This window comes from Nocardia araoensis NBRC 100135, from assembly GCF_000308435.1.
Classification (GTDB): domain Bacteria; phylum Actinomycetota; class Actinomycetes; order Mycobacteriales; family Mycobacteriaceae; genus Nocardia; species Nocardia araoensis.
In genome coordinates this window covers 1-25,164 of record NZ_BAFR01000002.1, presented here as the reverse complement: position 1 = coordinate 25,164, position 25,164 = coordinate 1, and the positions used below count along the sequence as shown (strand labels likewise).

At 68.8% G+C, this 25,164-nt stretch carries 21 protein-coding genes and 2 pseudogenes; 16 read left to right on the top strand and 7 right to left on the bottom strand.

Annotated features, from left to right (window positions below):
* Window positions 1-12 precede the first annotated feature (12 nt).
* Window positions 13-1,620, bottom strand: coding sequence for a TM0106 family RecB-like putative nuclease (locus tag ON21_RS00220; RefSeq protein WP_245562380.1), 1,608 nt, complete (start codon window positions 1,618-1,620; stop codon window positions 13-15).
* Between the two features lie 300 nt (window positions 1,621-1,920).
* Between ON21_RS00220 and ON21_RS00215 the strand changes: the two genes are divergently transcribed.
* From ON21_RS00215 to rraA, 9 genes are all read left to right on the top strand, one after another.
* A complete protein-coding gene (locus ON21_RS00215; protein WP_039794202.1) occupies window positions 1,921-2,565 on the top strand; it encodes a DUF6474 family protein in 645 nt (214 codons plus the stop codon).
* Window positions 2,566-2,579: 14 nt separating this feature from the next.
* Complete coding sequence (locus ON21_RS35550; protein ID WP_051020100.1) at window positions 2,580-3,116, top strand: hypothetical protein; 537 nt, start codon at window positions 2,580-2,582, stop codon at window positions 3,114-3,116.
* A gap of 44 nt (window positions 3,117-3,160) precedes the next feature.
* Window positions 3,161-3,817, top strand: a complete 657-nt coding sequence (locus tag ON21_RS00200; protein WP_039794200.1) for a YcnI family copper-binding membrane protein — start codon at window positions 3,161-3,163, stop codon at window positions 3,815-3,817.
* Window positions 3,814-4,353, top strand: coding sequence for a copper resistance CopC family protein (locus ON21_RS00195; RefSeq protein ID WP_039794198.1), 540 nt, complete (start codon window positions 3,814-3,816; stop codon window positions 4,351-4,353). Before ON21_RS00200 ends, ON21_RS00195 begins: the two co-directional genes overlap by 4 nt.
* Before the next feature lie 50 nt (window positions 4,354-4,403).
* On the top strand, window positions 4,404-5,312 hold the full coding sequence (locus ON21_RS00190; RefSeq protein WP_039794270.1) for a CopD family protein: 909 nt from the start codon (window positions 4,404-4,406) through the stop codon (window positions 5,310-5,312).
* Window positions 5,313-5,329: 17 nt separating this feature from the next.
* Window positions 5,330-5,785 (top strand): SRPBCC family protein, encoded by a 456-nt coding sequence (locus ON21_RS00185; protein ID WP_039794195.1) that lies wholly within the window; start codon window positions 5,330-5,332, stop codon window positions 5,783-5,785.
* Window positions 5,786-5,857: 72 nt separating this feature from the next.
* Entirely contained in the window at window positions 5,858-6,232 is a 375-nt protein-coding gene (locus ON21_RS00180; protein WP_039794193.1) for a DUF5313 family protein, read from the top strand.
* 50 nt (window positions 6,233-6,282) lie between these two features.
* Window positions 6,283-6,648 carry a DUF5313 family protein gene (locus tag ON21_RS00175; protein ID WP_039794191.1) on the top strand — a complete coding sequence of 122 codons (366 nt, stop codon included), beginning with the start codon at window positions 6,283-6,285 and terminating at the stop codon, window positions 6,646-6,648.
* Window positions 6,649-6,886: 238 nt separating this feature from the next.
* A complete protein-coding gene (gene rraA / locus ON21_RS00170) occupies window positions 6,887-7,375 on the top strand; it encodes a ribonuclease E activity regulator RraA (RefSeq protein WP_039794188.1) in 489 nt (162 codons plus the stop codon).
* 39 nt (window positions 7,376-7,414) lie between these two features.
* Here rraA and ON21_RS00165 read toward each other — a convergent pair whose 3' ends face one another.
* Entirely contained in the window at window positions 7,415-7,633 is a 219-nt protein-coding gene (locus tag ON21_RS00165) for an RNA-binding S4 domain-containing protein (protein ID WP_039794186.1), read from the bottom strand.
* A gap of 292 nt (window positions 7,634-7,925) precedes the next feature.
* On the opposite strand from ON21_RS00165, the pseudogene lysX reads away from it, so the two are divergent.
* Window positions 7,926-11,250 (top strand): annotated as a pseudogene (gene lysX, locus ON21_RS00160) (bifunctional lysylphosphatidylglycerol synthetase/lysine--tRNA ligase LysX).
* A 102-nt stretch (window positions 11,251-11,352) separates the two neighbouring features.
* Window positions 11,353-11,565 carry a hypothetical protein gene (locus ON21_RS00155; RefSeq protein ID WP_039794184.1) on the top strand — a complete coding sequence of 71 codons (213 nt, stop codon included), beginning with the start codon at window positions 11,353-11,355 and terminating at the stop codon, window positions 11,563-11,565.
* A gap of 57 nt (window positions 11,566-11,622) precedes the next feature.
* Here the strand turns inward: ON21_RS00155 and ON21_RS00150 are convergent, their stop codons facing one another.
* Entirely contained in the window at window positions 11,623-12,201 is a 579-nt protein-coding gene (locus ON21_RS00150) for a Uma2 family endonuclease (protein ID WP_039794182.1), read from the bottom strand.
* 89 nt (window positions 12,202-12,290) lie between these two features.
* Between ON21_RS00150 and ON21_RS00145 the strand changes: the two genes are divergently transcribed.
* The 3 genes from ON21_RS00145 (at window position 12,291) to ON21_RS00135 (ending at window position 13,889) form a co-directional block, all read left to right on the top strand.
* Window positions 12,291-12,905, top strand: a complete 615-nt coding sequence (locus ON21_RS00145) for a histidine phosphatase family protein (protein ID WP_039794179.1) — start codon at window positions 12,291-12,293, stop codon at window positions 12,903-12,905.
* 113 nt (window positions 12,906-13,018) lie between these two features.
* Complete coding sequence (locus tag ON21_RS00140; RefSeq protein ID WP_039794177.1) at window positions 13,019-13,357, top strand: hypothetical protein; 339 nt, start codon at window positions 13,019-13,021, stop codon at window positions 13,355-13,357.
* Between the two features lie 214 nt (window positions 13,358-13,571).
* On the top strand, window positions 13,572-13,889 hold the full coding sequence (locus tag ON21_RS00135; RefSeq protein WP_039794174.1) for a hypothetical protein: 318 nt from the start codon (window positions 13,572-13,574) through the stop codon (window positions 13,887-13,889).
* 72 nt (window positions 13,890-13,961) lie between these two features.
* Here the strand turns inward: ON21_RS00135 and ON21_RS00130 are convergent, their stop codons facing one another.
* From ON21_RS00130 to aroQ, 4 genes are all read right to left on the bottom strand, one after another.
* Window positions 13,962-14,861, bottom strand: a complete 900-nt coding sequence (locus ON21_RS00130) for a cutinase family protein (RefSeq protein ID WP_051020110.1) — start codon at window positions 14,859-14,861, stop codon at window positions 13,962-13,964.
* Window positions 14,862-15,200: 339 nt separating this feature from the next.
* Window positions 15,201-16,670, bottom strand: coding sequence for a glutamate synthase subunit beta (locus ON21_RS00125; RefSeq protein ID WP_039794172.1), 1,470 nt, complete (start codon window positions 16,668-16,670; stop codon window positions 15,201-15,203).
* The gene (gene gltB, locus ON21_RS00120) at window positions 16,663-21,315 is read right to left on the bottom strand and encodes a glutamate synthase large subunit (RefSeq protein WP_039794169.1); all 4,653 of its coding nucleotides are present in this window, start codon (window positions 21,313-21,315) and stop codon (window positions 16,663-16,665) included. Before gltB ends, ON21_RS00125 begins: the two co-directional genes overlap by 8 nt.
* Window positions 21,316-22,053: 738 nt before the next feature.
* On the bottom strand, window positions 22,054-22,632 hold the full coding sequence (aroQ, locus tag ON21_RS00115) for a gamma subclass chorismate mutase AroQ (protein ID WP_039794167.1): 579 nt from the start codon (window positions 22,630-22,632) through the stop codon (window positions 22,054-22,056).
* Between the two features lie 224 nt (window positions 22,633-22,856).
* Here aroQ and ON21_RS00110 point away from each other — a divergent pair, with 224 nt between their 5' ends.
* On the top strand, window positions 22,857-24,551 hold the full coding sequence (locus tag ON21_RS00110; protein ID WP_051020108.1) for a DUF4407 domain-containing protein: 1,695 nt from the start codon (window positions 22,857-22,859) through the stop codon (window positions 24,549-24,551).
* 160 nt (window positions 24,552-24,711) lie between these two features.
* Window positions 24,712-25,164 (top strand): annotated as a pseudogene (locus tag ON21_RS00105) (adenylate/guanylate cyclase domain-containing protein); the annotation flags it as partial.

Genomic DNA, 25,164 nt, shown 5'->3' with positions numbered 1-25,164 from the left:
GCCGCGCGCGGACTACGGAGCCGAAGGAGGCACGGACGCGTAGCCGGGAACGGTCCCGGGCGCCCCCGCGTCGGGAATCGGCCGGAAATCGGCGAGGCCGGCGACCTCCGCGTCGGCGCGGGTGGTCATCCATTCGCGCAGCACCTGGGTGGCGCGGACGTCGTCCTCGTTGTACTCCAGCAACCGCGTGCGCTGACTCGCGTCGGGCGCGGCGCCGTCGTAACCGACCGCGAGCCGGTACCAGCTCATCGATGCCTCGCCGCTCGCCTCGGGATCACGCCACGAGAACCCGGCGACCGGCGCGATCTTCTTCAGCCCCTTGCCGTTCGGGCAGATGAACTGGTCGGAGACGGCTTGGAACATGTCCACCCATTGCGGTCCGTCCACGAACGCGCGCACCTGCTCCACCGTCGGCACGCCGGGGCGGCCTGCGAACCGGCGCGCCGATTCGTACAGCCATTTGTCCTCCGCCGTGCGCGAATAGCAATACGCGGCAAACGTTTTGCCCGCCGCGGCCGCCTCGGCGCGCACCGTCATCAGCCAGGTCCAGAACTCGCCGAAAGAGCGGCCCTCGTCCTCGGTGGGCAACGGATCCCAGGTGACGAACGGGCGATACACGCCGTTGAGCAGTGTCCCCCACAGGTACGCGCCGTACTCCTGGAAGCTCTCCAGATCGACGTCGACCTCCACGTCCGCCCGCCGGACCCGCACGTTCTCGACCCGCCGCACCAGCGGCGCGCCCGCGATCCACGCCCGCGCGGTGACCACGGCCTCGTCGAACGGGCCGTGCTGCCAGTCCTCGGGATCCTCGCCCGCCCACGCGGCGAGCTCGTCGATGGTCGAGACGTCGTGCCTGCGCAGCACCTCGGCGCGGGAGCCGGGCGCCACCAGGCTGACGTCGCGATGTTCGATCAGCCAGCCTTCGCAGCTCGGGCCCTCGATCCCCCGCGTCCACCACGGGCACTGCCTGCACTCGGGCACCTTCGAGGGGGCGGTGGGCAGCTCGCCGCGCACCACCGCGATCCGGTCGGCGTAGCGGCGGTCGTAATCGTCCAGCAGCGGCGCCAGGTCGTGGATCAGGATGCGATCGAAATCGAAGCCGATGACGCCGCCGAGCAGCGCGGGGCTGGCCAAGCCGTGCCGTTGCAGCATCCGGTACAGATGGGCGAGCCGCTGTTGATCGCGGGGCTGCTGGCGTAGCTTGCGGTGCGGATCCGGTTGCGGGTTCCAGTGATACGGGTCCGAGGTGGTGGGGTGGAAGTCGGCGGGCTCTGGTTGCCGCGGGTCGGTCACCTTGTGGTTCACCACGATGATCGGGATGTAGCCGCCGCGGTCGGCATCGCGCAGCAGGATCTCCGAACCGCCGCGCCTGCCGGTGTCCGGTTCCTGCGGTAGTAGTCCGCCCCAGATGCGCCGTGCGCCGGCTTCGCACGCGCGCATCGTCGCTTCGGCGCGCTCGGCGGCGCGCAGTCCGGCATCGATCACCACCCAGGCATCGGGGTCCGCGCCGACCAGCGCGTCGCGAACCCGGGCGCGGTGTGCGACGGCGGCGTCCCGGCGCTGGCGCACGCCCGCGTCCTCGATGACTCCCGCCAGTGCCTGGGGGTGCGCGGCGTCCATGCGGAGGCGATGGCGGCAGCCGATCAGCGCCCTGGCATCGATGAAGGCGGTCGGCACGTCGGTGGCCCGATCCAGAGCCGTTCCGTTGCGCTTGCGACCATCCCGGTCATCGATGTCCGAATCCACGCTATGCAGTATGGTCCCCCACCCCGACAACTCCACTAATCGAGGGACCTCGCGCACTACCCTCGCAGCTGACGGCACGGACCCGATAGGGTAGCGGCAAAGCGTGTGACATGGGCGGACGGGCTTCCCCGGCGTCGTACTGCCATGGCGAACCAGCATGACGGAGGGCCTTCGATGGGGTTGTTCACGAAGCGCAAGCGGCGGCCGAGCCGCAGGGCCGAGGCGAAAGCTCTCAAGCACAAGGCCGCGATGGAGGCCAAGCTCGTAGCGAAGAACGACCGCAAGGCCCGCCGCGCCGAGGCCCGCACCCAGCGCAAGGTCGCCAAGGCGCAGATCGCGGCGTTCCAGGCGGAGGAGAAGGCCGCGCTGAAGGTGGCGGCCAAGGCCGAACGCGATCCGTTCAGCGCCGGTCAGGTGCGGAAATACCTCGGCGTGGCCCGGGTGCTCATCCCGGTGCTCGCTCCGCTGGCCTACCGGGGCGCGACCTTCCTGCGCGGGCAGCTCGACACCCGCCGCGCTCAGCAGCTCGGCGTCGGCATCGACCAGCTCGGCGACTTCACCGGACACGGCGCCAAACTGCAGGCGCGAATCACGAATGCCGAAGCGGCACTGGCGAAGATCAGTTCGCAGGACGGCAAGGACAAGGGCGAGGCGCAGAAGTTCGTCGCCGCCACCAAGGATCGCCTCGGCAGCCTGACGGCCGCCGTGCACACCTCCGACCAGATGCCGGCCAACCGCCGCCGCTCCGTGCACGCGTCGATCTCCCACGAACTGTCCGGGATCGAGTCGGACATCCTGGCCCGGCTCGGCGTGCGCTGAGTTCACTCGCCCCGATGTCTGCGCACCCGATCACCCGCCACCTGCGTGGCTGCGTGGTCGGCGTGCTGGTCGGCGTGCTCGCCGTGGCCGCACACGGTGCGGCGGGTGGCGGCGCGCCTGGCTCCACCGAACTGACATTGCTGTTGCTGATCGCGGCCGGAGTCGGCGCGGCCGCGACAACCACGCGGGCGTGCCTACGCCCGTCCGCCGTGGCCGGGCTGCTCGGCGCGGGCCAGCTGCTGAGCCACGCCGCGCTGTCGGTGCTGGTCGGCCACGACCACTCCGGAACCGCCGACACCGCGACGATTTCGCCCCCGGCGACCGGCTGGATGCTGCTCGCGCATACTGTCGCGACGGTCGGTTGCGCGGCGCTGATCGTCCTCGCCGAGCGGCTTTTCGCCGCCGCCTCCGGTGCACTGCGCGTGATACTCGCTCCGCCGCGACGGACGCGCATCGGCGGCGCGCCACTCTGGGCTGACCCGGGCCTTCCGCCCTATCGCTGTGCTTCGCTGGGTGCGCTCGGTCCTCGCGCGCCGCCGGTGTCGGTCTGATCATCGTCCGACACCCTCATTCCTTTCGCACAGGAGACTTCAGCATGCCCAGCTCGATTTCCCGCGCCGTCACGACGACGGTCGCCACGACAACACTCGTTCTGCTCGCAGGCGGCGCCGCCGCGGCACACGTCACGGTGGACGCGCCCGGCGCGACACAAGGCGGATACGCCGTCGCCACCTTCCGCGTCCCCACCGAATCGGACACCGCGAGCACCACCGCGCTCACCGTCACCATGCCCAACCTGAAATCGGCTCGGACCGAACCGGTTCCCGGATGGTCGGCCAAGGTCGAGCGCAACGACAAGAAGGAGGTCACCGCGATCACCTGGACCGCCGATCCCGGCGCGCCGGGCATCGCACCCGGTCAGTTCCAGCGTTTCGCGGTGTCCGTCGGCCCGCTGCCCGCGCTGGATTCGGTCAGCTTTCCCGCCAAGCAGACCTATTCCGACGGCAAGGTGGTCAGCTGGGACCAGCCGATTCAGAAGGACGGCGACGAACCCGAACACCCGGCCCCGTCGATCACCCTGGCCGCCGGGAAAGACCACGCGGACGGGCACAAAGTGAGCAGCGAAGCCGACGACGAGGACGCCGACCACGAGGACCAGACGGCCCGCTGGCTCGGCGGGATCGGCCTCGCCCTGGGTCTGCTCGGTGTCGCGCTCGGCCTCGGCAACGTGATCCGCGGGCGGCGCGAATGAGCCGCCGCCTGCTGGCCGCCTTCGTGGCGGGCCTGTTACTGCTCGGATTCGGCATCGCAGCGACAGGAGTCGCCGCCGCGCACTCCGCGGCGACCGGAAGCGTCCCGGAGGACAACGCGACCGTCGACGCGGGCCCGGACCGTGCCAGCGTCACGTTCAACGAGGAACTACAGCCCAGCTTCCCGTCGCTCACCGTCGTCGGACCCGACGGCAATCTGTGGTCCAAGGGTGACCCGGTGGTCGAGGGCAAGACGGTCAGCGTCGCCGTCGGCGAACTGGGCCCGGTCGGCGAATACACCATCGCCTATCGGGTGACCTCGGCCGACGGTCACCCGGTCAGCGGCAAACGGCACTTCACGCTCAGCAAGCCGGGCAACGGCACGCCGGGACCGAAACCGAACGCGAAATCGAACGACAGCGCGGACGGCTCGGACGGGATTCCGCTGTGGGTGTTCGTCGCGGGCGCTGTCGTGCTGTTCGGGGGCGGGCTCGCGTTCGCGCTGTTCGGCGGCAGGAGCCGCGACCAGAAGCGGTGAGCGACGTGAAGTCTCGCGGCCGGGACGGCGCTCGCCGCGGCACCGGCCGAATGCCATGGCCCACGGTGCTCCTCACCTTCCCGGCCGGGCTGCTCGGCGTCGCACTCGCCTGGGTCCTGATCCTGCCCGGCCCGCTCCCCGGCGAGGCCGTGGTTCGGGTGCTGGCCGACGGCGTCGGCGCCACCGCGCTCGGGCTGGCCGCGCTGCCCAGAGTCGCGCCGCGCTTGCGGACACCGTGGCGGCTGCTCGCGGTGCTCGCCGGAATCTGGGCGGTCGCCGAATTCGCCGTGCTGGTCTTCGAGGCTGCCGAGGTGGTCGGCGTTCCGGTGAGCGGACTCGGCGCCGGAGAGTTCGGCACCTATCTGGTCGACGTCAGCGGCGGGCAGATCGGGATCGCGATCCTGGTCGGGGTCGCGACGGTGGCCGGTGGGTCGGCGCTGGCCTTCCGGCGGCCCGAGTCCGCCTCCGCCGATCTGGTGCTGGTGTTCGCGGCGGTCGCGCTGGCGTTGCGGCCGATCACCGGGCACATGTCGCAGCAGGCGTTCGGGTCGGTGCTCGCCGCGGTGCACGCGTTGGCCGCGGGCGCCTGGTTCGGGTTGCTGGTCGCGCTGGCGCTGGTCGTGCGGACCCGCGGCGAGTGGGCGGCCGTGCTGCCGAGGTATTCGGCGGTGGCGCTGCCCCTGGTGGCGGTCGTGGCGGTTACGGGGCTGCTCAACGGGCTGATCCGGGTGGGCGGGGTAGCTCCGTTCGTCAGCACCGGTTACGGCCGGATTCTGCTCGCCAAGACCGTGGTGTTGCTCGGCTTGCTCGCGCTGGGTTGGTGGTGGCGGCGCAGTTGGGTGCCGAAGGCGGCCGACCACCGGATGGACGCGAAGGACTCGCTGCGCCGCGCCGTAGCCGAGGTGGCCGTGATGGCGCTCGCCTTCGGCCTCGCCGCGACCCTCGCGGTGACAGCCTGAGCCGCTAGGGTCTGCGCATGACCGAAGTGAAGATCGTCGAGGATTGCCTGGCCTCGGCGGAGTCCGCGTTCGCCTACGTGAACGACTATCGGAACTTGGCGCGGTTCCTGTACGGCATCCAGTCCTTCACCCCGGTCGGCGAGCAGACCGAGGGCGTCGGCGCCACGTTCGACGGGCACATGAAGCTGGGGCCCGCCTCGCTGAAATCGCGGATCCGCGTGGTCCGCTGGGAGAAGAACTTCGCCATCGGCGTCGAGTCCATCAAGGGTTTCGACGTCGAGTCCACGTTCTTGTTCCACGCCAAGGGCGACAGGTTGTGCACCGTCGACGCGATCGTGGACTACCGGATCCCCGGCGGCCTGGCGGGGCGAGCGCTCGGCAAGACCATCGAGCCGTTCGTCAAGATCGCCGTGCAGCACACCGCCCATAACCTCGTCACCCAGATATCCGCATTGGGTGACCGCACCACGTGAGGTTCCGGCTACCCCGCCGATGCGGGGCGGATCCGGTTGCGCCGGTGCTGGCGGGGTCGGGATGCTGGAGGGGTGAGCGCTACACCCTCGTTCGGACAGCGGATCGGTTACATCTTCGGCCGGACGCTGCCGGAATCGATGTCCGATTGGGTGCGGGAGGATCTGGTCGGGCCGGGCGCTACGCGGCGTTACCTGCTGCGGTTCCTGGTGCCCGTGCTTCCGGTGCTCTGCCTGTTCCTGTTGCTGCCCGGCCCCTTGTGGATGGGTCTGGCGATGATGGCGCTGCTGTACATCCCGCTGATCTACTTCACGGTGGCGCTGCTGTACGTCTACCGGCGCCATCGGCTGATCAAGCACGGTCTCGACCCCACGCTCGCGGATGCCGACGCCCGCCGCCGGGACGAGCGCGAACGCCTGGACTACGAGCGCAGACACGGGCGCGGTTGACCCGTATCGAGACCTGGCGGTGGCTTATATCACGGGCATAGCCTAGAGACATGAAAACCCCCACGTTCAGGCAGCGGGTCGCCTATGACCTGGGCCGCGAGCTCCCCGAGGAGCTGCACGAGTGGGTTGTCCACGACCTCGTGGGACACGGGGCCATGGAACGCTATCTCGTCCGTTTTCTCGGGCCGATCATCCCGTTCTTCGCCCTGGTGCTGCTGTTCCCCGGGCCGATGCCGCTGAAGATCGGCTTGATCGTGATGATGATCGTTCCGCTGGTCGTCTTCACGGTCGCGCTGAGCTACGTCTGGCGTCGCTTCCGTCTGGTCCAGCACGGCCTGGACGCCGAACTGGTCGACCACGGAAAGTGCACCGACCACGACCGCGACCTCTACGAACTGCGCTACGGCCACAGATAACGCCGCCGCCATCGAGAAGTGACGCGCGCCGAACAACCACGCGCGAGGACGCCCGACGGCCACCGGCCGGCTCAGCTTCCGGTTCGAGCGAGATGAGCCCGACCGATCGCCGCCCGGCTCACAACCAATGGCACCGGGTCCGAGCCATAAGGGGCCGCGAACACGCCGCGACGCAGTCGCGGCAAATCAAACAGAGCCCCGCGAACAGCCGGCGCCGCGGGCGCTGGAAAATAACCACATGCCCGAATCGCAGAATGTCATCGCCACCGCCGACCTGGCCGACGAGATCGGCCCGGAGATCCGCAGCTGCGACACGCAGTTCCTCCAGTTCGGCGGGCGGGCCGCGTTCTCCGGACGCATCACCACGATCCGTTGCTTCCAGGACAATCTGCTGGTCAAGCAGACGCTCGGCGAGCCGGGCGAGGGCAAGGTGCTCGTGGTCGACGGCGGTGCGAGCGTGCACACGGCGCTGGTCGGCGACATCATCGCCGGGCGCGGCGTCGAGAACGGCTGGGCCGGGGTCATCGTCAACGGCGCCGTTCGCGACTCCGCCATCCTGCGCACCCTGGACATCGGCATCAAAGCGCTGGGCACCAACCCCCGCAAGAGCACGCAGACCGGCAGCGGCGACCGCGACGTGCCGGTCGAGTTCGGCGGGGTCACCTTCGTCCCCGGCGACATGCTCTACAGCGATCACGACGGCATCGTGGTACGCGCCGAGGACTGAGCCGGTGCGGCGGCGCGCCTGCCGCCGCACCCGCAGTGGTCAGGCGGACACGATCGCCTTGTGACCGGCGAGAGCGACCACATCACCGATGTGCAGTTGCCGCCCGCGCCGCAGTTCCACTTCGTCGTTCACCCGCACCAATCCGGCGGCGATCACCGTCTTCGCCTCCGAACCCGAATCGATCAGGTTGGCCAGCTTCAGAAACTGGCCGAGTCGAATAACGTCGTCATCGATCGGTACTTCGACTGGTTCCGACATGAACTAGATACATACTCCCCCATCCCAACTCGCCGACAACCGCCCCACATCACCAGCGATCTCCGGGCAACCCATCGGAATCGCGGCGCCGTGCGGAAATCCACCGCTGACGCCGAATTCTCGCGATTCGGCTGACGGCTCCGTCCAGGTCGGCGCACAATCGAGAAAGTTGGTTTCCGGCTCTACCCGGTGGCGACCACGCCGCGACGAATGCCCTGGCCGCGCGAATACCACACGAACACGCGCGCCGCAGGCTTGGCAAATCCGACACACTCACGTACACACTGGTTCCGTGACCTCCACGCAAGCCCAGCAACACCTCGACACCGGACCACCCGCGGATAAACCCACTCCGCCGGTTCCGCACCGAGGTCACGGACGCCTTTCGGAAGTGCCGCATATCGCGGGGTTGACGCTCGGTGTATTCGCGGTGGCGTGCTTCCTCTGGAGCCTTTCCCCCGCACTGCGTTTCCTGACCCAGGTGCCGCGCCGTTATATCGATGCCTATTACTTCGACGCGCCGGACACGAACCTGATGTGGGCGCTGGTGGTCGGGTTGACCGCCGGTGCGATCTCCAGCCGCAAACGGATCGCCTGGTGGTTGCTGATCGGTTATCTCGGGATCTACACGGCGGTCAACGCCGTCACGTTCGCCGACCGCGGCAGTATTCACGCGCTGGTGGCGATGGTGGTGCACCTGGCCGTGATCGGCGTGCTCATCGCGGCATGGCCGGAGTTCTACACCAAGGTGCGCCGCGGCGCCGGGTGGAAGGCGCTCGGCGTGCTGGTCGGCGGACTGGCGATCGGCGCGCTGCTGGGCTGGGGGCTGGTGGAACTGTTCCCCGGCAGTCTTCCGCGGGGCGTGCAGCGGCCGGGGTGGGCGGTCTACCGCGTGACCGCGGCGGTGCTGGCGGACAACGAGCACTTCGACGGACATCCGCGGCCGTTCGTCAACTTCCTGCTCGGCCTGTTCGGCGCGATCGCGCTGCTGGCCGCGGTGGTCATCCTGCTGCGCTCACAGCGCGCGGCGAACGCGATGACCGGCACCGACGAGTCGGCGATCCGGGGGGCTGCTGGAGCGCTCGGACGTGGAGGATTCGCTCGGCTACTTCGCCACCCGCCGCGACAAGGGGGTGGTGTTCGCGCCCAGCGGCAAGGCGGCGGTGACCTATCGAGTCGAGCTGGGCGTCTCCCTGGCCAGCGGTGACCCGATCGGCATCAGGGAGGCGTGGCCGCAAGCGATCGACGCCTGGCTGCGTCAGGCCGATCAATTCGGCTGGGCTCCGGCGGTGATGGGCGCGAGCGAACTCGGAGCGACGGCCTATCGGCGCGCTGGTCTTTCCGCGTTGCGCCTCGGCGACGAGGCGATCCTGGACACCAGGAATTTCTCGCTGGCCGGGCCCGAGATGAAGCCGGTGCGTCAGGCGGCGAACCGGCTGCGCAAGCACGGTGTCGTGGTCCGTATCCGCAGGCATCGCGATATCCCCGCCGAGGAGTTCGCCCGGGTCATCGCCCGCGCCGACGCCTGGCGCGACACCGAGACCGAGCGCGGGTTCTCCATGGCGCTGGGCCGGTTGGGCGACTCGCTGGACGGCGACTGCTTGCTGGTCGAGGCCGTCAATCCGCAGGACCGGGTGCTCGGCATGCTGTCACTGGTGCCGTGGGGCCGCACCGGCGTCTCGCTGGAGTTGATGCGCCGCGATCCCGTGGGCCCCAACGGCGTGATGGAGCTGATGATCTCGCAGCTCGCGCTGAACTCCGAGCTGTACGGCATCACCAAGGTGTCGCTGAACTTTGCGGTGTTCCGGTCGGTGTTCGAGGAGGGCGGCCGGATCGGGGCCGGGCCCGTGCTTCGCTTGTGGCGCGGCGTGCTGCTGTTCTTCTCCCGCTGGTGGCAGCTGGAGGCGCTGTATCGCTCGAATGTGAAGTACCAGCCGTACTGGGTGCCCCGGTTCTTCCTGTTCGAAGAGCGCAGGCACCTGCCACGCGTCGCGTTGGCCAGCGCGCTGGCGGAGGGTTTCCTCCCCCGGTTCGGCAAGGAGCCGGACACCGCGATCCACACCGGCGAGCATGTCGCGGTGCCCGCGGGCGTGACGGGTCTGCACGCCGACGGCAGACCGCCGGAGATCCCCGAGCACGAGGCTGCCGAGCAGTTGCCGCGCAGGCCCGAACAGGTCCGCGTACGCATGGACAAGCTGACGCGCATGACCGGTGTGGGCATCGAGCCGTATCCGGTCGCCTACCCGCCGACGCATACCGTGGCCGACGCGCGGCGTTCGCCGCGCGGGACCACGGTCCGGATCTGCGGCAGACTGCTGCGCATCCGCGACTACGGCGGCGTGATCTTCGCCGTGGTCCGCGACTGGACCGACGACATCCAGCTGGTGATCGATCGCGACCGGGTCGGCGCCGAACGCAGCGCCGAGTTCGGCGAGTTCTTCGACCTCGGCGACCTGATCGAGGTGAGCGGTCAGATCGGAGCCAGCAGGCGCGGTGAGCTCTCGCTGCTCGCGGCGGACTGGCGGATGCTGGGCAAGTGCCTGCACCCGCTGCCGGACAAATGGAAGGGTCTGGCCGATCCCGAGGCCAGGGTGCGGCACCGCTACGTCGACATGGCGATCAACACCGAGATCCGCGAGGTGCTGGCCAAGCGAAGTGCGGTGGTGCGCTCGCTGCGGGACTCGCTGAACTCCCTGGGTTACCTGGAAGTGGAGACGCCGATCCTGCAACAGGTGCACGGCGGCGCCAACGCCACGCCGTTCCTCACCCACATCAACGCCTACGACCTCGACCTGTACCTGCGGATCGCCCCCGAGCTGTATCTGAAGCGGCTGTGCGTCGGCGGAATGGAGAAGGTGTTCGAGATCGGGCGCACCTTCCGCAACGAGGGCGTCGACTTCAGCCACAATCCCGAGTTCACCATTCTCGAGGCCTACGAGGCGCACAGCGACTACGAGCGCATGATGCACACCTGCCGAAGGCTGATCCAGAATGCCGCGCTCGCGGCCAACGGCGCCATGGTGGCCCTGCGGCCCAACGGAGACGGCACCTTCGAAGAGGTGGACATCTCCGGCGACTGGCGGGTGCGAACGGTACACGGCGCGGTGTCGGACGCGGTCGGCGCGGATATCACCCCCGAGACCGACATCGAGGAGCTGCGCGCGCTGTGCGAAAAGGCCGAGGTGCCCTATCAGCACGGCTGGGACGCAGGTCAGGTGGTGCTGGAAATGTACGAGCACCTGGTCGAATCGCACACCCAGGAGCCCACTTTCTACATCGACTTCCCGACTTCGGTGTCCCCCTTGACCAGACAGCACCGGAGCATCCCCGGCGTGGCCGAGCGCTGGGACCTGGTCGCCTGGGGCGTCGAACTCGGCACCGCCTACAGCGAACTCACCGACCCGGTGGAGCAGCGCCGCAGGCTTACCGAGCAGTCGCTGCTCGCGGCCAATGGTGATCCGGAGGCGATGGAACTCGACGAGGACTTCTTGCAGGCGCTCGAGCACGCCATGCCGCCGACCGGCGGGCTCGGCATGGGCGTGGACAGAATCGTCATGCTGATCACCGGACGCAGCATTCGCGAGACGCTGCCGTTCCCCTTGGTGAAACCGCGCTGAGGCGAGCCTTCGTCCCGGAAGGGTTCTCATCGAGCGAATCGGACCGCTACCCTTGGAGATTCGGCTCCGGGAGGAGGCCGCGACACACCAAGGGGTTCGAATATGTACCTTGACCTGCTGACGAACGCGAGTCTGCTGGACCATTCCGTGTGGGCCAGCCCCGACACGTGGAATTCCGCGCTGGAGTTGGCCGCCAAAAAGAAGAAGAGCAGGGGCGGCGGCGGCCTGATCATCGGCGCGCTCTGCTGCCTGCTGGTGGTCGCCCTGATCATCGGCGGCATCTACCTGCTGACGAAACGCAGGAAGAACAACTGACGGCAGACTTCGACGGCCCGGCTCGGACTATGCGAACCGGGCCGTCGTTGCTGTGGTCTAGAGCCGATCGATCTCGGTGAGATCGACGTCCATATCGAACGGCACGGTCAGCTTCAGGCGATCGTGGTGAATTCCGGTAAGCGCAAAAGTCTTAGTGGCCGGATCCAGTTCGTAGACGTAGGCGACCGGTCGGCCGTCCACGTTCTCGACTCGCCAGAAATGCGCGATCCCCGCTCGGGCATACAGTTGCGGCTTACGCTCCCGATCCCGGGTACGGGATTCCGCCGACACCACCTCGACTGCCAAGACGACGTCATCGGCGAGGTACGAAGTGAGTTCGGGACCGCCGTCACGGTCGGCGTGGATGACGATCAGGTCGGGTTCCGGGCGCTGGTCCCGCCCGAGCGTCACCGTCATCTCCCGCCGCACCCGCAGGTGCGCAGGGGCGAAGTGACGAAGCGCGGAGTCGAGCAGCGTGATCACCAACATGTGGAACTTCGCCTGCGGACTCACGAAGACGAGACTCCCGTCGATCAACTCGGTGTGTGGGGGAAGGTCTGGCAGGCGATCGAGATCCTCGGCTACGAACCCGCCCGGCGGCGGGCGCAGCCACTGCGGAAACGGCTCGACGGTCATGGTTCGAGTATGTCACCCCCTAGTGGGTCGGACGATGGGTTGCCGGGGCCGGATCGAGTGGTCCAGGGGTATGCGGCAGAGTGGGGTGCGTGCAGTTGATTCTCGTTCGCCATGCCCAGCCGGTCCGGATGCTGAGTTCGGGTGGGCCCGCCGATCCGGAGTTGGCCCCGGTGGGGGTGGAGCAGGCCGAGCGGGTGCCCGCGGCGCTCGGACATCACCGGATCTCCCGGGTGGTGAGCAGCCCGCAGCGCCGGGCTCGGGAGACCGCGGCCCCGACCGCCGTGAAACTGGGGCTCGGCGTCGATGTCGTCGACGACCTCGCCGAATACGATCGCGATCTGCCGGCCTACATCCCCATCGAGGACGCCAAGATCGAATTCCGCGACGCCTACGACCGGATCAAGGCCGGGCATCTTCCGGTACAGGTGGACGGTGCGGCCTTCAAGGCCAGGGTGCATGCCGCGGTCACCGATATCGTCACGGCCACGGATCCGGCCGACACTGTCGTCGTCTTCGCGCACGGCGGTGTGATCAACGTGCTGCTGCAAGAGGTGCTCGGGCTGGAGCGGCCGCTGACCTTCCCCATCGACTACTGCTCGATCACCCGCATCCTGTTCTCCCGCACGGGGCGCCGCACGGCCGCCACCGTCAACGAGAACGGGCACGTCTGGGACCTGTTGCCGCGCAATATCGGCGCGAGCTGACCACTCACAGTCGATTGCCAGTCCGATCGCACCGGTGTCCCAGTGACGGAATCTGGAATAGGACACGTGAGCCGCTCCGATCGGCGGCCCACGGTCCCAACGAAAGGAATTCCGTGTCGCTCTTCAAAAGTGCTACGCCCCTGCGTCGCCTCGCCGGCGTGGCCGTAGCCGGTGCGCTGATCACCCTCCCGCTGGGAGCTCTCGCAGCGACCGCATCCGCCGAGACTCCGGCGGCCCCTGGCGTGGTGCAGGTGGTGGACGCTCCGCAGCAGGTCGCCGACCACGATCGCCAGTTCGACCGCGACGGACGGCGTGACGATCAGGGCCGCGGACCGGACAACGGGCCGGGCCATGGCCCGGACAACGGGCCCGACCGCGGACCGAACGACGGTCCGCGGCAGGATGGCCCGGCACCGCAGCAGCAATTCCTGCCGCCGACCGGGTCGAGCTGACCCGACCCGTTACATCGAAACCGCAGGGCCCGCCTCGAATCCAGAGGGGGGCCCTGCGGTTTCGGCGCCGGGTCCGGCCGACGACGTCGACGAGCGCTGTGGATTCACAGCCGATTGCCAGGCCTGTCGCACCGATGTCCCAGTGACGGAATCTTCGATAGGACCGGTGAGCCGCTGCCGAACAGCGACTCACGGTTCGAGAGAAAGGAATTCCGTGTCGCTCTCCAAAACCGTTACGCCGCTGCGGCGTCTGGCCGCGGTGGCCGCTGCCGGCGCGCTGATCACCGTCCCGCTCGCGGCCCTCGCCGGGACCGCGTCTGCCGAAACCCCCTCCGACCAAGGCCAGATCCAGCTGGTGGACGCGCCGCAGCAGGGCGCCGACATCGACGGCGGTCCCCATCACTTCGAACGCTTCGAACGGCATGACGGCCCGGACTGCGGGCCGGACGGACCATGGCGGGATGGCCCGCGGCGGGATGGCCCGCGGGAGAAGCACTTCTTCCACGTCCTCCCGCCGACCGGGTCCAGCTAGTCCTCAGGCCGTATAGGAAAAAGGGCCCGCCTCCGTAGTTGTCGGAGGCGGGCCCTGTGGTTTCGGTGCCGCTCAGGCCATGCCCGCGATCCAGTTGTGCATCCAGGTGATGGCCGTCTGGCCGCCACCCACGGGGTAGCTGCCGTACAGGGTGTGCGCCTGCGACTTGTAGAAACGCTCCAGGTCCTTGACCCGCTGCTCGTTGGCCGAGTCGGTGAGCTGCGCCTGCAGGACGGGGACGCCGCCCGAACTCATCAGGTCGCCGAGGATGTTGCCCGCCTCGATCTGGTAGCGCCACATGTTGGCCGGGTTCGCGTCCGACGCCTGGGCGAGGAAACCGGCGAACCGCGTGACGAAGTCCTCGCTCGCGGTAGCGCAGTAGAGGTCGTCGAGCGCGCAGATGGTGCGGGTGCGGTCGCTGACCCAGCCGAAGCCGCCGACGCGGGGGCCACCGGCGCCCGCTCCCGGCGCGACCGGGCCGACCTGGATATCGGTGGGCGAACGGCGCGGATCGGAGATCAGGCCGACACCGGCGACGCGCTCGGGCGACACCACACCGAGACCCGTGCCGATCTCGGCGGCGAGATCACCGGCGGCGTCCGCGCCCTGGCTGTAGCCGACCAGCGCGATCTTGGTCGCGCCGCATTGCTGCGCCATGTTCGCGATCAGGCCGCGCGCGTTGTCGACCGCCTCTTTCTTGGAGTTGCCGTAAACCTCACCCTCCCAGGGGAAGGCGGTCGCGGCGTAGGTCACGTAGTCGACCTCCGCGGAGGAGGGTAGACCACGGGTGACGCCGGCCAGCATGCCTGGCTGCGGGTTCTTCTCATGCCCGGTCTCCCACGTACCCGGGATCGCCACCACGTACAGGCTCGGGCAGCCGGGAGCGGCACTCACCGATCCGCTACCGAAAACCAGCCCGGACATCACGGTCGCGGACGCGCCCAGAGCCGCGACGACCTTCTTCCACTGCATACCGCTCCAAACCTCGCCCTCGTCGAACTTCCCGCCGAGTTGCCGCGTCAATGCTGAACTCACCGGATGTCGTTCCAGTGCACGCCGGGTGAACACAAGTCATCCGATCGGATGACGTGCACTCACAACCACATCCCAAGATCAGCAGCACGCCGGAGATCACAATAAGGCCACGCCCGCCGCAATGCCATTCGAACCCCGTAGTGTGTCGGATTTCCGTTGCCGGGGCGACTCGAAGCCGGGAAACCGAGCGGCGGGATTTCCCATCGAACGCGAAAAGGCGCCTGTGGACGAGTTGTCCACAGGCGCCTTCGTTTCCGCTCCGGTAAGAGAGGGGATCTAGCGCTGAGCCACCATGGTGGGGGTGATCGGCGCCGGGAGGGCGGTCTCGCCTTCCAGGTACCGGTCCACGCCCGCGGCAGCGGCGCGGCCTTCGGCGATGGCCCAGACGATCAGCGACTGGCCGCGGCCCATGTCACCCGCGACGAAGACGCCGGGAATATTGGTCGCCCAGTTCTTGTCGCGCTGCACGTTGCCGCGCTGGTCGTAGCCGACGCCGAGATCGGTGAGCAGACCCGGCTTCTCGGGACCCACGAAGCCCATGGCCAGCAGCACCAGGTCGGCCTCGAGGGTGAAGTCGGTGCCCTCGACCTTCTCGAACCGGCCGTTGACCATCTTGACCTCGTGCGCCTCCAGGCCGGTCACCTTGCCGTCCGCGCCGACGAAGCGCTCGGTGTTCACCGAGAACACCCGCTCGCCGCCCTCTTCGTGCGCCGAGGACACCCGGTACATCAGCGGGTAGGTCGGCCACGGGGTGGACGCGGCCCGCTCCTCCGGCGGACGCGGCATGATCTCGAACTGGTGGATACTGGCCGCGCCCTGGCGGTGCGAGGTGCCCAGGCAGTCGGCGCCGGTGTCGCCACCGCCGATGATGACGACCTTCTTGCCCTTCGCGTGGATGGGCGGCAGCCCCGCTTCGTCGGTGACGTCGTCGCCGAGCTGCACCCGGTTGGCCCAGGGCAGGAACTCCATCGCCTGGTGGATGCCGTCCAGATCGCGGCCAGGGATCGGCAGGTCACGCGCCAGCGTGGCGCCACCGGCCAGCACGATCGCGTCGAACTGCTCGCGCAACTGCTCGGCGGTGATGTCGACGCCCACGTTCACACCGGTCTTGAAGATGGTGCCCTCGGCCTCCATCTGCGCGAGACGGCGATCGATGAAGCGCTTCTCCATCTTGAATTCCGGGATGCCGTAGCGCAGCAGACCGCCGATGCGGTCGGCCCGCTCGAACACGGTCACGGTGTGCCCGGCGCGGGTCAGCTGCTGCGCCGCGGCCAGGCCGGCCGGACCGGAACCCACCACGGCGACCTTCTTGCCGGTGAGGCGGGTCGGGTAGACCGGGGTCACCCAGCCCTCGTCGAAGGCGTTCTCGATGATCTCGACCTCGACCTGCTTGATCGTGACCGGATCCTGGTTGATGCCGAGCACGCAGGACGCCTCACACGGCGCCGGGCACAACCGCCCGGTGAACTCCGGGAAGTTGTTGGTCGCGTGCAGCCGGTCGATGCCTTCCCGCCAGCGGTCCTTGTAGACCAGATCGTTCCACTCGGGGATCAGGTTCCCCAACGGGCAGCCGTTGTGGCAGAACGGGATACCGCAGTCCATGCACCGGCTGGCCTGGGTCCGCAAGGTCTCATGGGAGAAGTTCTCCTCGTAGACCTCTTTCCAGTCCATCAGGCGCAGCGGCACGGGGCGCCGCTTGGGCAGTTCGCGTGCGGTGTGCTTCAGAAAACCCTGGGGGTCAGCCACGAGCGGCCTCCATAATCGCCTCGTCCACGTCCTTGCCGCTCTTCTCAGCTTCGGAGATGGCGAGCAAAACTTTCTTGTATTCGCGCGGCATGAGCTTCACGAAATGGTTCACCTGCTGCGACCAGTCGCTCAGAATCCGCTCGGCGACCGGGGAACCGGTCTGGTCGCGATGCTGGGTGATGATGTCGTGCAGCCAGGTGAAGTCGTCACCGGCCAGCTGCTCGACGGCGTCGGCCTGCTCGGGGTTGAGCTTCGACGCGAAGGTGCCCTCCGGGTCGAAGACGAACGCCACGCCGCCGGACATACCGGCGCCGAAGTTGCGTCCGGTCTCGCCCAGGATGACCACCCGGCCGCCGGTCATGTACTCGCAGCCGTGGTCGCCCACGCCCTCGACCACCGCGGTGGCGCCGGAGTTGCGCACGGCGAACCGCTCGCCGACCACACCGCTGAGGAACACCTGACCGCTGGTGGCGCCGAACAGGATCACGTTGCCCGCGATGATGTTCTGCTCGGCGACGAACTCGCCTGGCGCGTTCAGCGACGGGCGCACCACCAGGCGGCCGCCGGAAAGACCCTTGCCGACATAGTCGTTCGCGTCACCGTGCACCCGCAGCGTGATGCCGGCGGGCACGAAGGCGCCGAAGCTGTTGCCCGCCGACCCGGTGAAGGTGATGTCGATGGTGTCGTCGGGCAGGCCCGCGCCGCCGTAGAGCTTGGTCACCTCGTGGCCGAGCATGGTGCCGACGGTGCGGTTGACGTTCGTGATCTTGGTCTCGATCTTCACCGCCTGACCCCGCTCCAGCGCGTCGCGGCTCTGCACGATCAGCTGCTGGTCCAGTGCCTTGTCCAGGCCGTGGTCCTGCGCCTTGGTGCAGCGGCGGTCCTGGTACATGAACGCCGTCTCGACGTCGTCCAGGATCGGCGAGAGGTCCAGCTTGCTGGCCTTCCAGTGCTGCTTGGCGCGCGAGGTGTCGAGCAGGTCGACCCGGCCGATGGCCTCGTCCAGCGAGCGGAAGCCCAGCTGCGCCAGCAGCTCCCTGACCTCCTCGGCGATGAACAGGAAGAAGTTCTCGACGAATTCCGGCTTGCCGGTGAACCGCTCGCGCAGCACCGGGTTCTGCGTCGCGACGCCGACCGGGCAGGTGTCCAGGTGGCAGACGCGCATCATGATGCAGCCCGAGACCACCAGCGGCGCGGTGGCGAAGCCGTACTCCTCGGCGCCGAGCAGCGCGGCGATCATGACGTCGCGGCCGGTCTTCATCTGGCCGTCGACCTGCACGACGATGCGGTCGCGCAGCCCGTTGAGCAGCAGCGTCTGCTGGGTCTCGGCCAGGCCGAGCTCCCAGGGGCCGCCCGCGTGCTTGAGCGAGGTCAGCGGCGAGGCGCCGGTGCCGCCGTCGTGGCCCGAGATCAGCACGACGTCGGCGTGCGCCTTGGAGACGCCCGCCGCGACGGTGCCGACACCCGGCTCCGCGACCAGCTTCACGTGGATGCGCGCCTGCGGGTTCGCGTTCTTCAGGTCGTGGATCAGCTGCGCCAGATCCTCGATCGAGTAGATGTCGTGGTGCGGCGGCGGCGAGATCAGGCCGACGCCCGGCGTCGAGTGCCGCACCTCGGCGACCCACGGGTACACCTTGTGCGCCGGCAGCTGACCGCCCTCACCGGGCTTCGCGCCCTGCGCCATCTTGATCTGGATGTCGGTGCAGTTGGTCAGGTAGTGCGCGGTCACGCCGAAGCGGCCGGAGGCCACCTGCTTGATCGCGCTGCGCCGCCAGTCGCCGTTCTCCTCCGGCTCGAAGCGCGCGGGCGACTCGCCGCCCTCGCCCGAGTTGGACCGGCCGCCGAGGCGGTTCATCGCGATCGCCAGGGTCTCGTGCGCCTCCGCCGAGATGGAGCCGTAGCTCATCGCGCCGGTGGAGAACCGCTTCACGATCTCCGATGCCGGCTCGACCTCGTCGATCGAGATCGGGGAGCGCGCGTTGTGCTTGAACTTGAACAGACCACGCAGCGACGCCAGGCGCTCGGACTGGTCGTCGACCAGCTTGGTGTACTCCTTGAAGATCGAGTACTGGCCGGACCGGGTGGCGTGCTGCAACTTGAACACCGTGTCCGGGTTGAACAGGTGGTACTCGCCCTCGCGCCGCCACTGGTACTCACCGCCGACCTCGAGCTCGCGGTGCGCGCGCTCGTTGCGGTTCTCCAGGAACGCGATGCGATGCCGCTGCGCGACGTCCTCGGCGATCTCGTCCAGGCCGATGCCGTCCAGGTGCGAGCGCAGGCCGGTGAAGTACTCGTCCACCAGGTCCTGGGACAGGCCGATCACCTGGAAGAGCTGGGCGCCGTTGTAGGAGGCCAGCGTCGAGATGCCCATCTTGGACATCACCTTCAGCACGCCCTTGCCCGCGGCCTTGTTGTAGTTCGCGACCGCCTTGCGGTAGTCGGCGGCCAGGTCGCCGGTGCTGCCCGGCAGCTCGAGCGCACCGCGCTCGAGCATGTCCTCGATGGTCTCGAAGGCCATGTAGGGGTTGATCGCGGCGGCGCCGAAGCCGACCAGGGTGGCCATGTGGTGCACCTCGCGGGCGTCACCCGCCTCCACGACGAGGCCGACCATGGTGCGGGTGCGCTCGCGCACCAAGTGGTGGTGCACCGACGAGGTCAGCAGCAGCGACGGGATCGGCGCCAGCTTCTCGTTGGACTCGCGGTCGGAGAGCACGATGATCCGCGCTCCGCCGTCGATGGCGGCCGACACCTGGGTGTTGATCGCCTCCAGCGCCCGGCGCAGGCCCTTGCCCCCCTTCTTCACCGGGTACAGGCCGCGCACGACCACCGAGCGCAGCTCGGGGTGCGATCCGTCGTCGTTGATGTGCACGAGCTTGGCCAGCTCGTCGTTGTCCAGGATCGGCTGCTCGAGCGCGATCATGTTGCAGGACTCCGGTCCCGGGTGCAGCAGGTCGGCCTCCGGGCCGATGTTGCGCTTGAGGCTGGTGACCACCTCTTCCCGGATCGCGTCCAGCGGCGGGTTGGTGACCTGCGCGAACAGCTGGGAGAAGTAGTCGAACAGCAGGCGCGGCCGGGCCGAGAGCACCGCGATCGGGGTGTCGGTGCCCATCGAGCCGAGCGCTTCGCCGCCGGTCTTGGCCATCGGCGAGATCAGCAGGTTGAGCTCCTCGTTGGTGTATCCGAAGATCTGCTGACGGATCAGCACGCGGTCGTGCGACATGTGCACGTGCGGGCGGTCGGGCAGGTCGGCCAGGCGGGAGACGCCCGCGTCCAGCCACTCCTGGTACGGATGCTCGGCGGCGAGCTGGGACTTGACCTCTTCGTCGCCGACGATGCGGCCCTGGGCGGTGTCGACCAGGAACATGCGTCCCGGCTGCAGACGCGCCTTCTTGACCACCTTGGACGGGTCGATGTCCAGCACACCGACCTCGGAGGCCATCACGACCAGGCCGTCGTCGGTCACCCAGATGCGGCTCGGCCGCAGGCCGTTGCGGTCGAGCACGGCGCCGACGACGGTGCCGTCGGTGAAGCACACCGACGCGGGGCCGTCCCACGGCTCCATCAGCATCGAGTGGTACTCGTAGAAGGCCCGCCGCTGGGGGTCCATGTTCTCGTTGCGTTCCCAGGCCTCGGGAATCATCATCAGCACGGCGTGGGGCAGGCTGCGCCCGCCGAGGTGCAGCAGTTCCAGCACCTCGTCGAACCGGGCGGTGTCGCTCGCCCCCGGGGTACAGACGGGGAAGATCTTCTCCAGCCGGTTCTTGCCCGCCGAGTCGACGCCGAAGACGTCGCTGCGCAGCAGCGCCTCGCGAGCGCGCATCCAGTTCTCGTTGCCGGTGACGGTGTTGATCTCGCCGTTGTGCGCGACCCGGCGGAACGGATGGGCCAGCGGCCAGGACGGGAAGGTGTTGGTGGAGAACCGGGAGTGCACGATGCCGAGGGCGCTCTCCACCCGGGAGTCCTGCAGATCCAGGTAGAACGCGCGCAGCTGCGGCGTGGTGAACATGCCCTTGTAGACGAAGGTCTGCCCGGACAGGCTCGGGAAGTAGACCGACTCACGGCCGACCGCACCCTCACCAGCTCCGGCCGACCCCAGCTCACGCTCGACGCGCTTGCGCACCACGTAGGCGCGACGCTCCAGATCCATATCCGACAGCGGATCGGAGGCGTTCTTCGGCGATGCGATGAAGATCTGCCGGAAGCTCGGCATGGCGTCGCGCGCCAGCGCGCCCAGCGACGACTCGTCGATCGGCACCTCGCGCCAGCCGAGAACCTCGAGGCCCTCTTCCTTGACGATCTTCTCCACGCCGTAGGCGGCGCGCGCGGCTTCGCGGCGGGCCTGCGGCAGGAAGGCGATACCGGTGGCGTAGGACCCCTCCGGCGGCAACTCGAAGTCCACGATGGCGCGGAAGAAGCGGTCCGGGACCTGGATCAGGATGCCCGCACCGTCGCCGCTGTTGGGCTCGGCGCCCGCGGCGCCACGGTGCTCCAGGTTCAACAGAGCCGTAATAGCCTTGTCGACGATGTCGCGGCTGCGGCGGCCGTGCATGTCGACGACGAATGCGACGCCGCAGGCGTCGTGCTCGTTCGCCGGGTCGTAGAGCCCGATGGGTCCAGGTGACCGGTGGCCAGGAAGTTGCGTCATGCCTCTGCCTTCAAGAAAGTCGGCCTTCGAAGAAAACGGCCTTTCGTCGAACGCCTCCGTACAAGACTGCGCCCGTACGTTCCGAAGCCAGCCGCGCTGATGGTCTTCGGCGTGCAGTCAGGTCTGCAGTTTTTCCACCCGCTTCTGTGACGTAGTGGGTGCCCTTCGGTAACGAATCCCTAACAAGATCCTTACCTCCGAGCGGGTGCCCACCCGCTACGCTGAGCACCTGGCTAGGGCTGCCCGAGCGGGCGAGGTAGCCGAACGTTCTGTGTTCGGCGTAAGAGCAAACGATAAGTCAGGTCCAGGGCCCAACCAACTTAGGTTGCGCTAATAACCAGGTTTAGCTGGGCTTCTGCATCGGGTCCTCCACGTGTGCGCGTCGTCCAGTGTAAAGCAGCGAGTGCCGTGCGATCGATCCCCATGGCACCCGGTGCCAGCTGGGAAAACCGACGCGCGACACCCACCCGAGACCTTCCTCACAAGGCCGGGAAACCGCCCTCACCTGCGTCGAAATGGATTTCCCCCGCCGGGTGCCCGGCAAACCAAGCGCCGGCGGCTAACTCGGCGTCGAAACCGATGAGAGATTTCCGACAGCTGCGTGACAAGCAATGAATATGATCCGACCGTCCGGACTCTTTTGTCCACTGTGGGGTTCAGCACATAACCAGCAAATATCGAAAAGTGGTGTTCGACACATTTTTCCGACCGGCCCCGCCGGACAGGCCCCGGCGCGACCTACACCGGGCAGAGCGACACGGCGGCCCGCACCAGCGCCGCTCGGTGCAGGGCGTCGGCGCCGTCGGTGACGAACACGCCGAAGACGCTGCGCGCCAACTGTTCCGCGCAGTCCGGCGCGGTCAGCTCGGCTCGGCGCCGGACGAGTTGATCGATGATCTCGACGTTCACCCGGTCGATGACGGGACGCACCGAGTCGAGCCCGACCGGCGCGGCGGGCGCCGCGGCGGGATCGAAGCGCCATCGCGTCATCAGGCCGCGCTGCACCGTCTTGTTGGCCTCGATCTGCCCGAGGAAAACCTGCCGCACCCAGTTCTCCGGCAGCTCACGATCGCGGCCGAGCCGGGCCATGGCGTCGTAGACCTCCGCCTCCCGGACCGGATCGTCGATGGTCGGCTCGATGCCGCGCTCCCCTGCGGCCACCCACTTCGCCGCGGCCACCGCGTCGGCGGTGTCCAAGCGCTCCACGACGAGGGCGACCAGCCGGTCCAGCGATCGGTCGGCCGGAGCGGCGTCGGCGCTGACCGGCCACATCAGCAGCGCCGCCGCCAGCAGCAGCGTCAACCCGACTCCGCGCACGTCGTGACCTCCTGCAATCGCCCACCCCGATAGGAATCGCCGCGCCAGCGTAGGCGAACGAACCGGCCGCGGCCCGCGCTGCGGCGAGGCAGCTGTGAGCCTGGCCACATCCGGCCGTCCCTGGTCGCTGCGAACCGTGCGGGCCTGTCACGCTGTCACAACGAATCCGTGACAGTTTCGTCGCGCCCGTGAAAGCGCCTGGGACGTGGAGGATGTGCATTCCGATGACCGTCACCGGCTTGTTCACCTGGCTCGGCGGCGGCCGGACCAGCGCGATGACCGATCGCCACGAGCGCGGCGGATACGCCGTCACCGGCGCCGTCGTGCTGTTGTTCGCCGTGATCTCCGGCGTGGTCGCCGCACTGGCCGCGGCCTCCGCGTGGCCGTGGTGGGCCGCGCTGATCTCCGGCATCGTCGTCACCGCGCTGACCGGCGCGCTCGCCAGGGCGCTGGCCACGGCGCGACCGAGTGGAGGACCGGATCGGCTCGGACTGCTCGCGCGCATCGCGGTTGCCGTGCTGGCCGGTGGACTGCTGGCGGAATTGGCCGCGATCGTGCTGTTCAGCGGGTCCGTCGACCGGGTGCTGGAACAGAACGCGCAGCGCTCGCTCGATTCGGCGCCCCGGGTGGTCGCGGCGCAGGCGGAACTGGACCGGGCGAAAGCCGACCGAGCCGCGCTCGAACAGGCGATCGCGATGGCCCAGAACGACATCGACCACGCCCTGGTGGTCGCGCGCTGCGAATTCAACCCGAGCCCGGAGTGCCCGCGAACCAGGATCACCGGCGTGCCGGGCCGCGGGCCGGAGGCGCAGACGGCCAACGCCATGCTCGACGACGCCCGCAAGCAGCTCGCCACCGTGCAGGGCCGCGTTGACGCGGCGGACCGCAGGATCGACGCCGACCAGCACGCCCTTTCGTCCGCACGGACCGCCGCCTTCGACGAGGCGGACCGCGGGCTCGGCGCCCGCTGGCAGGCGATGAACGACTACACCGTGCACGACGCGCTGCCGCTGCGGATTCTCACCATCGTGGCGTTCGTCGCGCTCGCGCTGCTGCCGCTGGCGCTGCGCTGGTGGCGTGGGGAGACCTCGTTCGACCGGCACAACGCGGCGCGCACGGTGCACGACCGCGCCGAGCGCGAGGCCGACGCGGCGATCGCGGTCAAGCAGGCCGAAGTGCGCGCGGAGGCCGAAACCCTGCGCGCCGAGCAACAACTCACCGCCGCCCGCCTCGCCGTCGAGGCGGACACGGCCATCGACCGGGAGCGCCAGCGCACCCGCATCATCGCGGCCATCGGCGGCATCGAGATCGGCATCACCGAGCCGCCGCGCCGCCCCGAACTTCCCGCCGCCGCGGCGGACGACCGAAAGGACAGCGCCATGCCCGACGAGGCGACGCCGAACCTACCCGCTCCCACCGGTGTGCACCCGCAGGTCCCTGCCGTCGCATCCGCACCGGCGGCGCCGAGCGGCGGCGGTCTCGAGCTGCCGCTGATCGGCACGGTCCCGTTCACCGACACCGCGGCGCGTTTCATCCGGCCGCTGGTTCCTTCGTTCGTCGCGAACGCGATCGATACGGCGACGCATCCGTTGCGCACGGCGCGGCAGGCGTTCGAGGAGGTCGAGGAGATCACCTTCACGCTGCGGCGCACCCGCAAGGTCACCGTCGACGGCCAGTCCTCGCATCCGCAGGCGATGGGCTACCAGTTGCAGCCGGGGACGCCCGAGATCGCGCACGCCCAGCACATCGCCTCCACCGTCGTGGACGCCGGCTATCCCCCGCCGCACTACTCCTCGCTTCCGCCCACCGGCGCCGCGGGCTACGGCCTGCCCACCGGCGCCAACCGTGACGAACTGCCGGGCCACCACCGCCCCGAGCTTCCGGAGCCCGGCCGCCGGGAGTTGCCGCCGGGCCGCTGATCGCCCGCAGTCCAGCCACCACCGGATCTGCCTCGCCGAGGGTTCCTGTGGAAGAGCGTGGTCCACTGCTGGTGTACACCCAGCGGACCTGGGCGGCGGGTCGCCTCTGGGGCGAGTCGGGCCTGCGGCGCTGGGGCGCTACTCGGCTTACGCTGCACCCATGCAACACAGGGAGGTGACGCTCGCCGCGGCGCCGTGGGGGTCGCGATTGCTCGGATCGGCCGAGGAGTCGTCGGGGTTACGACGCATCCGCGTCCAGCTGTTGCTCACCGTGCCCACGCTGCTGGGCAATCTGACGGGCATGGTCGTGTCGATCGTCCTGGTCGGCTTCGTCCTGCCGGGCCCGTCGGTGTTCACCCGGGATCTCTTGCTCCTCGACGCGCTCGCCGCGCCGCTGTACGCGACGTGCGCGCTGTTGCTCGGGCTGTGGTGGGGCACCACCCGCGAAGTGCGCGCACTGCGGTGGGCCACCGATCCGCAGCGCGTGCCGACCGACGAGGAGCAGGCAGCGGCCACGGCGGTACCGCGCAGGCTCGTGCGCGACCAGGCGCTGCTGTGGTTCGGCGGACTCGTGCTGCTGACCACGCTGTACGGCCTGGCCGAGCCGCGGTTG

Excerpts from the sequence above, each read along its gene's own strand:
- ON21_RS00220 (WP_245562380.1), bottom strand. The coding sequence starts at position 1,620 with ATGGACGCCGCGCACCCCCAGGCACTGGCGGGAGTCATCGAGGACGCG.
- ON21_RS00215 (WP_039794202.1), top strand. The coding sequence starts at position 1,921 with ATGGGGTTGTTCACGAAGCGCAAGCGGCGGCCGAGCCGCAGGGCCGAG.
- ON21_RS35550 (WP_051020100.1), top strand. The coding sequence starts at position 2,580 with ATGTCTGCGCACCCGATCACCCGCCACCTGCGTGGCTGCGTGGTCGGC.
- ON21_RS00200 (WP_039794200.1), top strand. The coding sequence starts at position 3,161 with ATGCCCAGCTCGATTTCCCGCGCCGTCACGACGACGGTCGCCACGACA.
- ON21_RS00195 (WP_039794198.1), top strand. The coding sequence starts at position 3,814 with ATGAGCCGCCGCCTGCTGGCCGCCTTCGTGGCGGGCCTGTTACTGCTC.
- ON21_RS00190 (WP_039794270.1), top strand. The coding sequence starts at position 4,404 with ATGCCATGGCCCACGGTGCTCCTCACCTTCCCGGCCGGGCTGCTCGGC.
- ON21_RS00185 (WP_039794195.1), top strand. The coding sequence starts at position 5,330 with ATGACCGAAGTGAAGATCGTCGAGGATTGCCTGGCCTCGGCGGAGTCC.
- ON21_RS00175 (WP_039794191.1), top strand. The coding sequence starts at position 6,283 with ATGAAAACCCCCACGTTCAGGCAGCGGGTCGCCTATGACCTGGGCCGC.
- rraA (WP_039794188.1), top strand. The coding sequence starts at position 6,887 with ATGCCCGAATCGCAGAATGTCATCGCCACCGCCGACCTGGCCGACGAG.
- ON21_RS00165 (WP_039794186.1), bottom strand. The coding sequence starts at position 7,633 with ATGTCGGAACCAGTCGAAGTACCGATCGATGACGACGTTATTCGACTC.
- ON21_RS00155 (WP_039794184.1), top strand. The coding sequence starts at position 11,353 with ATGTACCTTGACCTGCTGACGAACGCGAGTCTGCTGGACCATTCCGTG.
- ON21_RS00150 (WP_039794182.1), bottom strand. The coding sequence starts at position 12,201 with ATGACCGTCGAGCCGTTTCCGCAGTGGCTGCGCCCGCCGCCGGGCGGG.
- ON21_RS00130 (WP_051020110.1), bottom strand. The coding sequence starts at position 14,861 with ATGCAGTGGAAGAAGGTCGTCGCGGCTCTGGGCGCGTCCGCGACCGTG.
- gltB (WP_039794169.1), bottom strand. The coding sequence starts at position 21,315 with ATGACGCAACTTCCTGGCCACCGGTCACCTGGACCCATCGGGCTCTAC.
- ON21_RS00110 (WP_051020108.1), top strand. The coding sequence starts at position 22,857 with ATGACCGTCACCGGCTTGTTCACCTGGCTCGGCGGCGGCCGGACCAGC.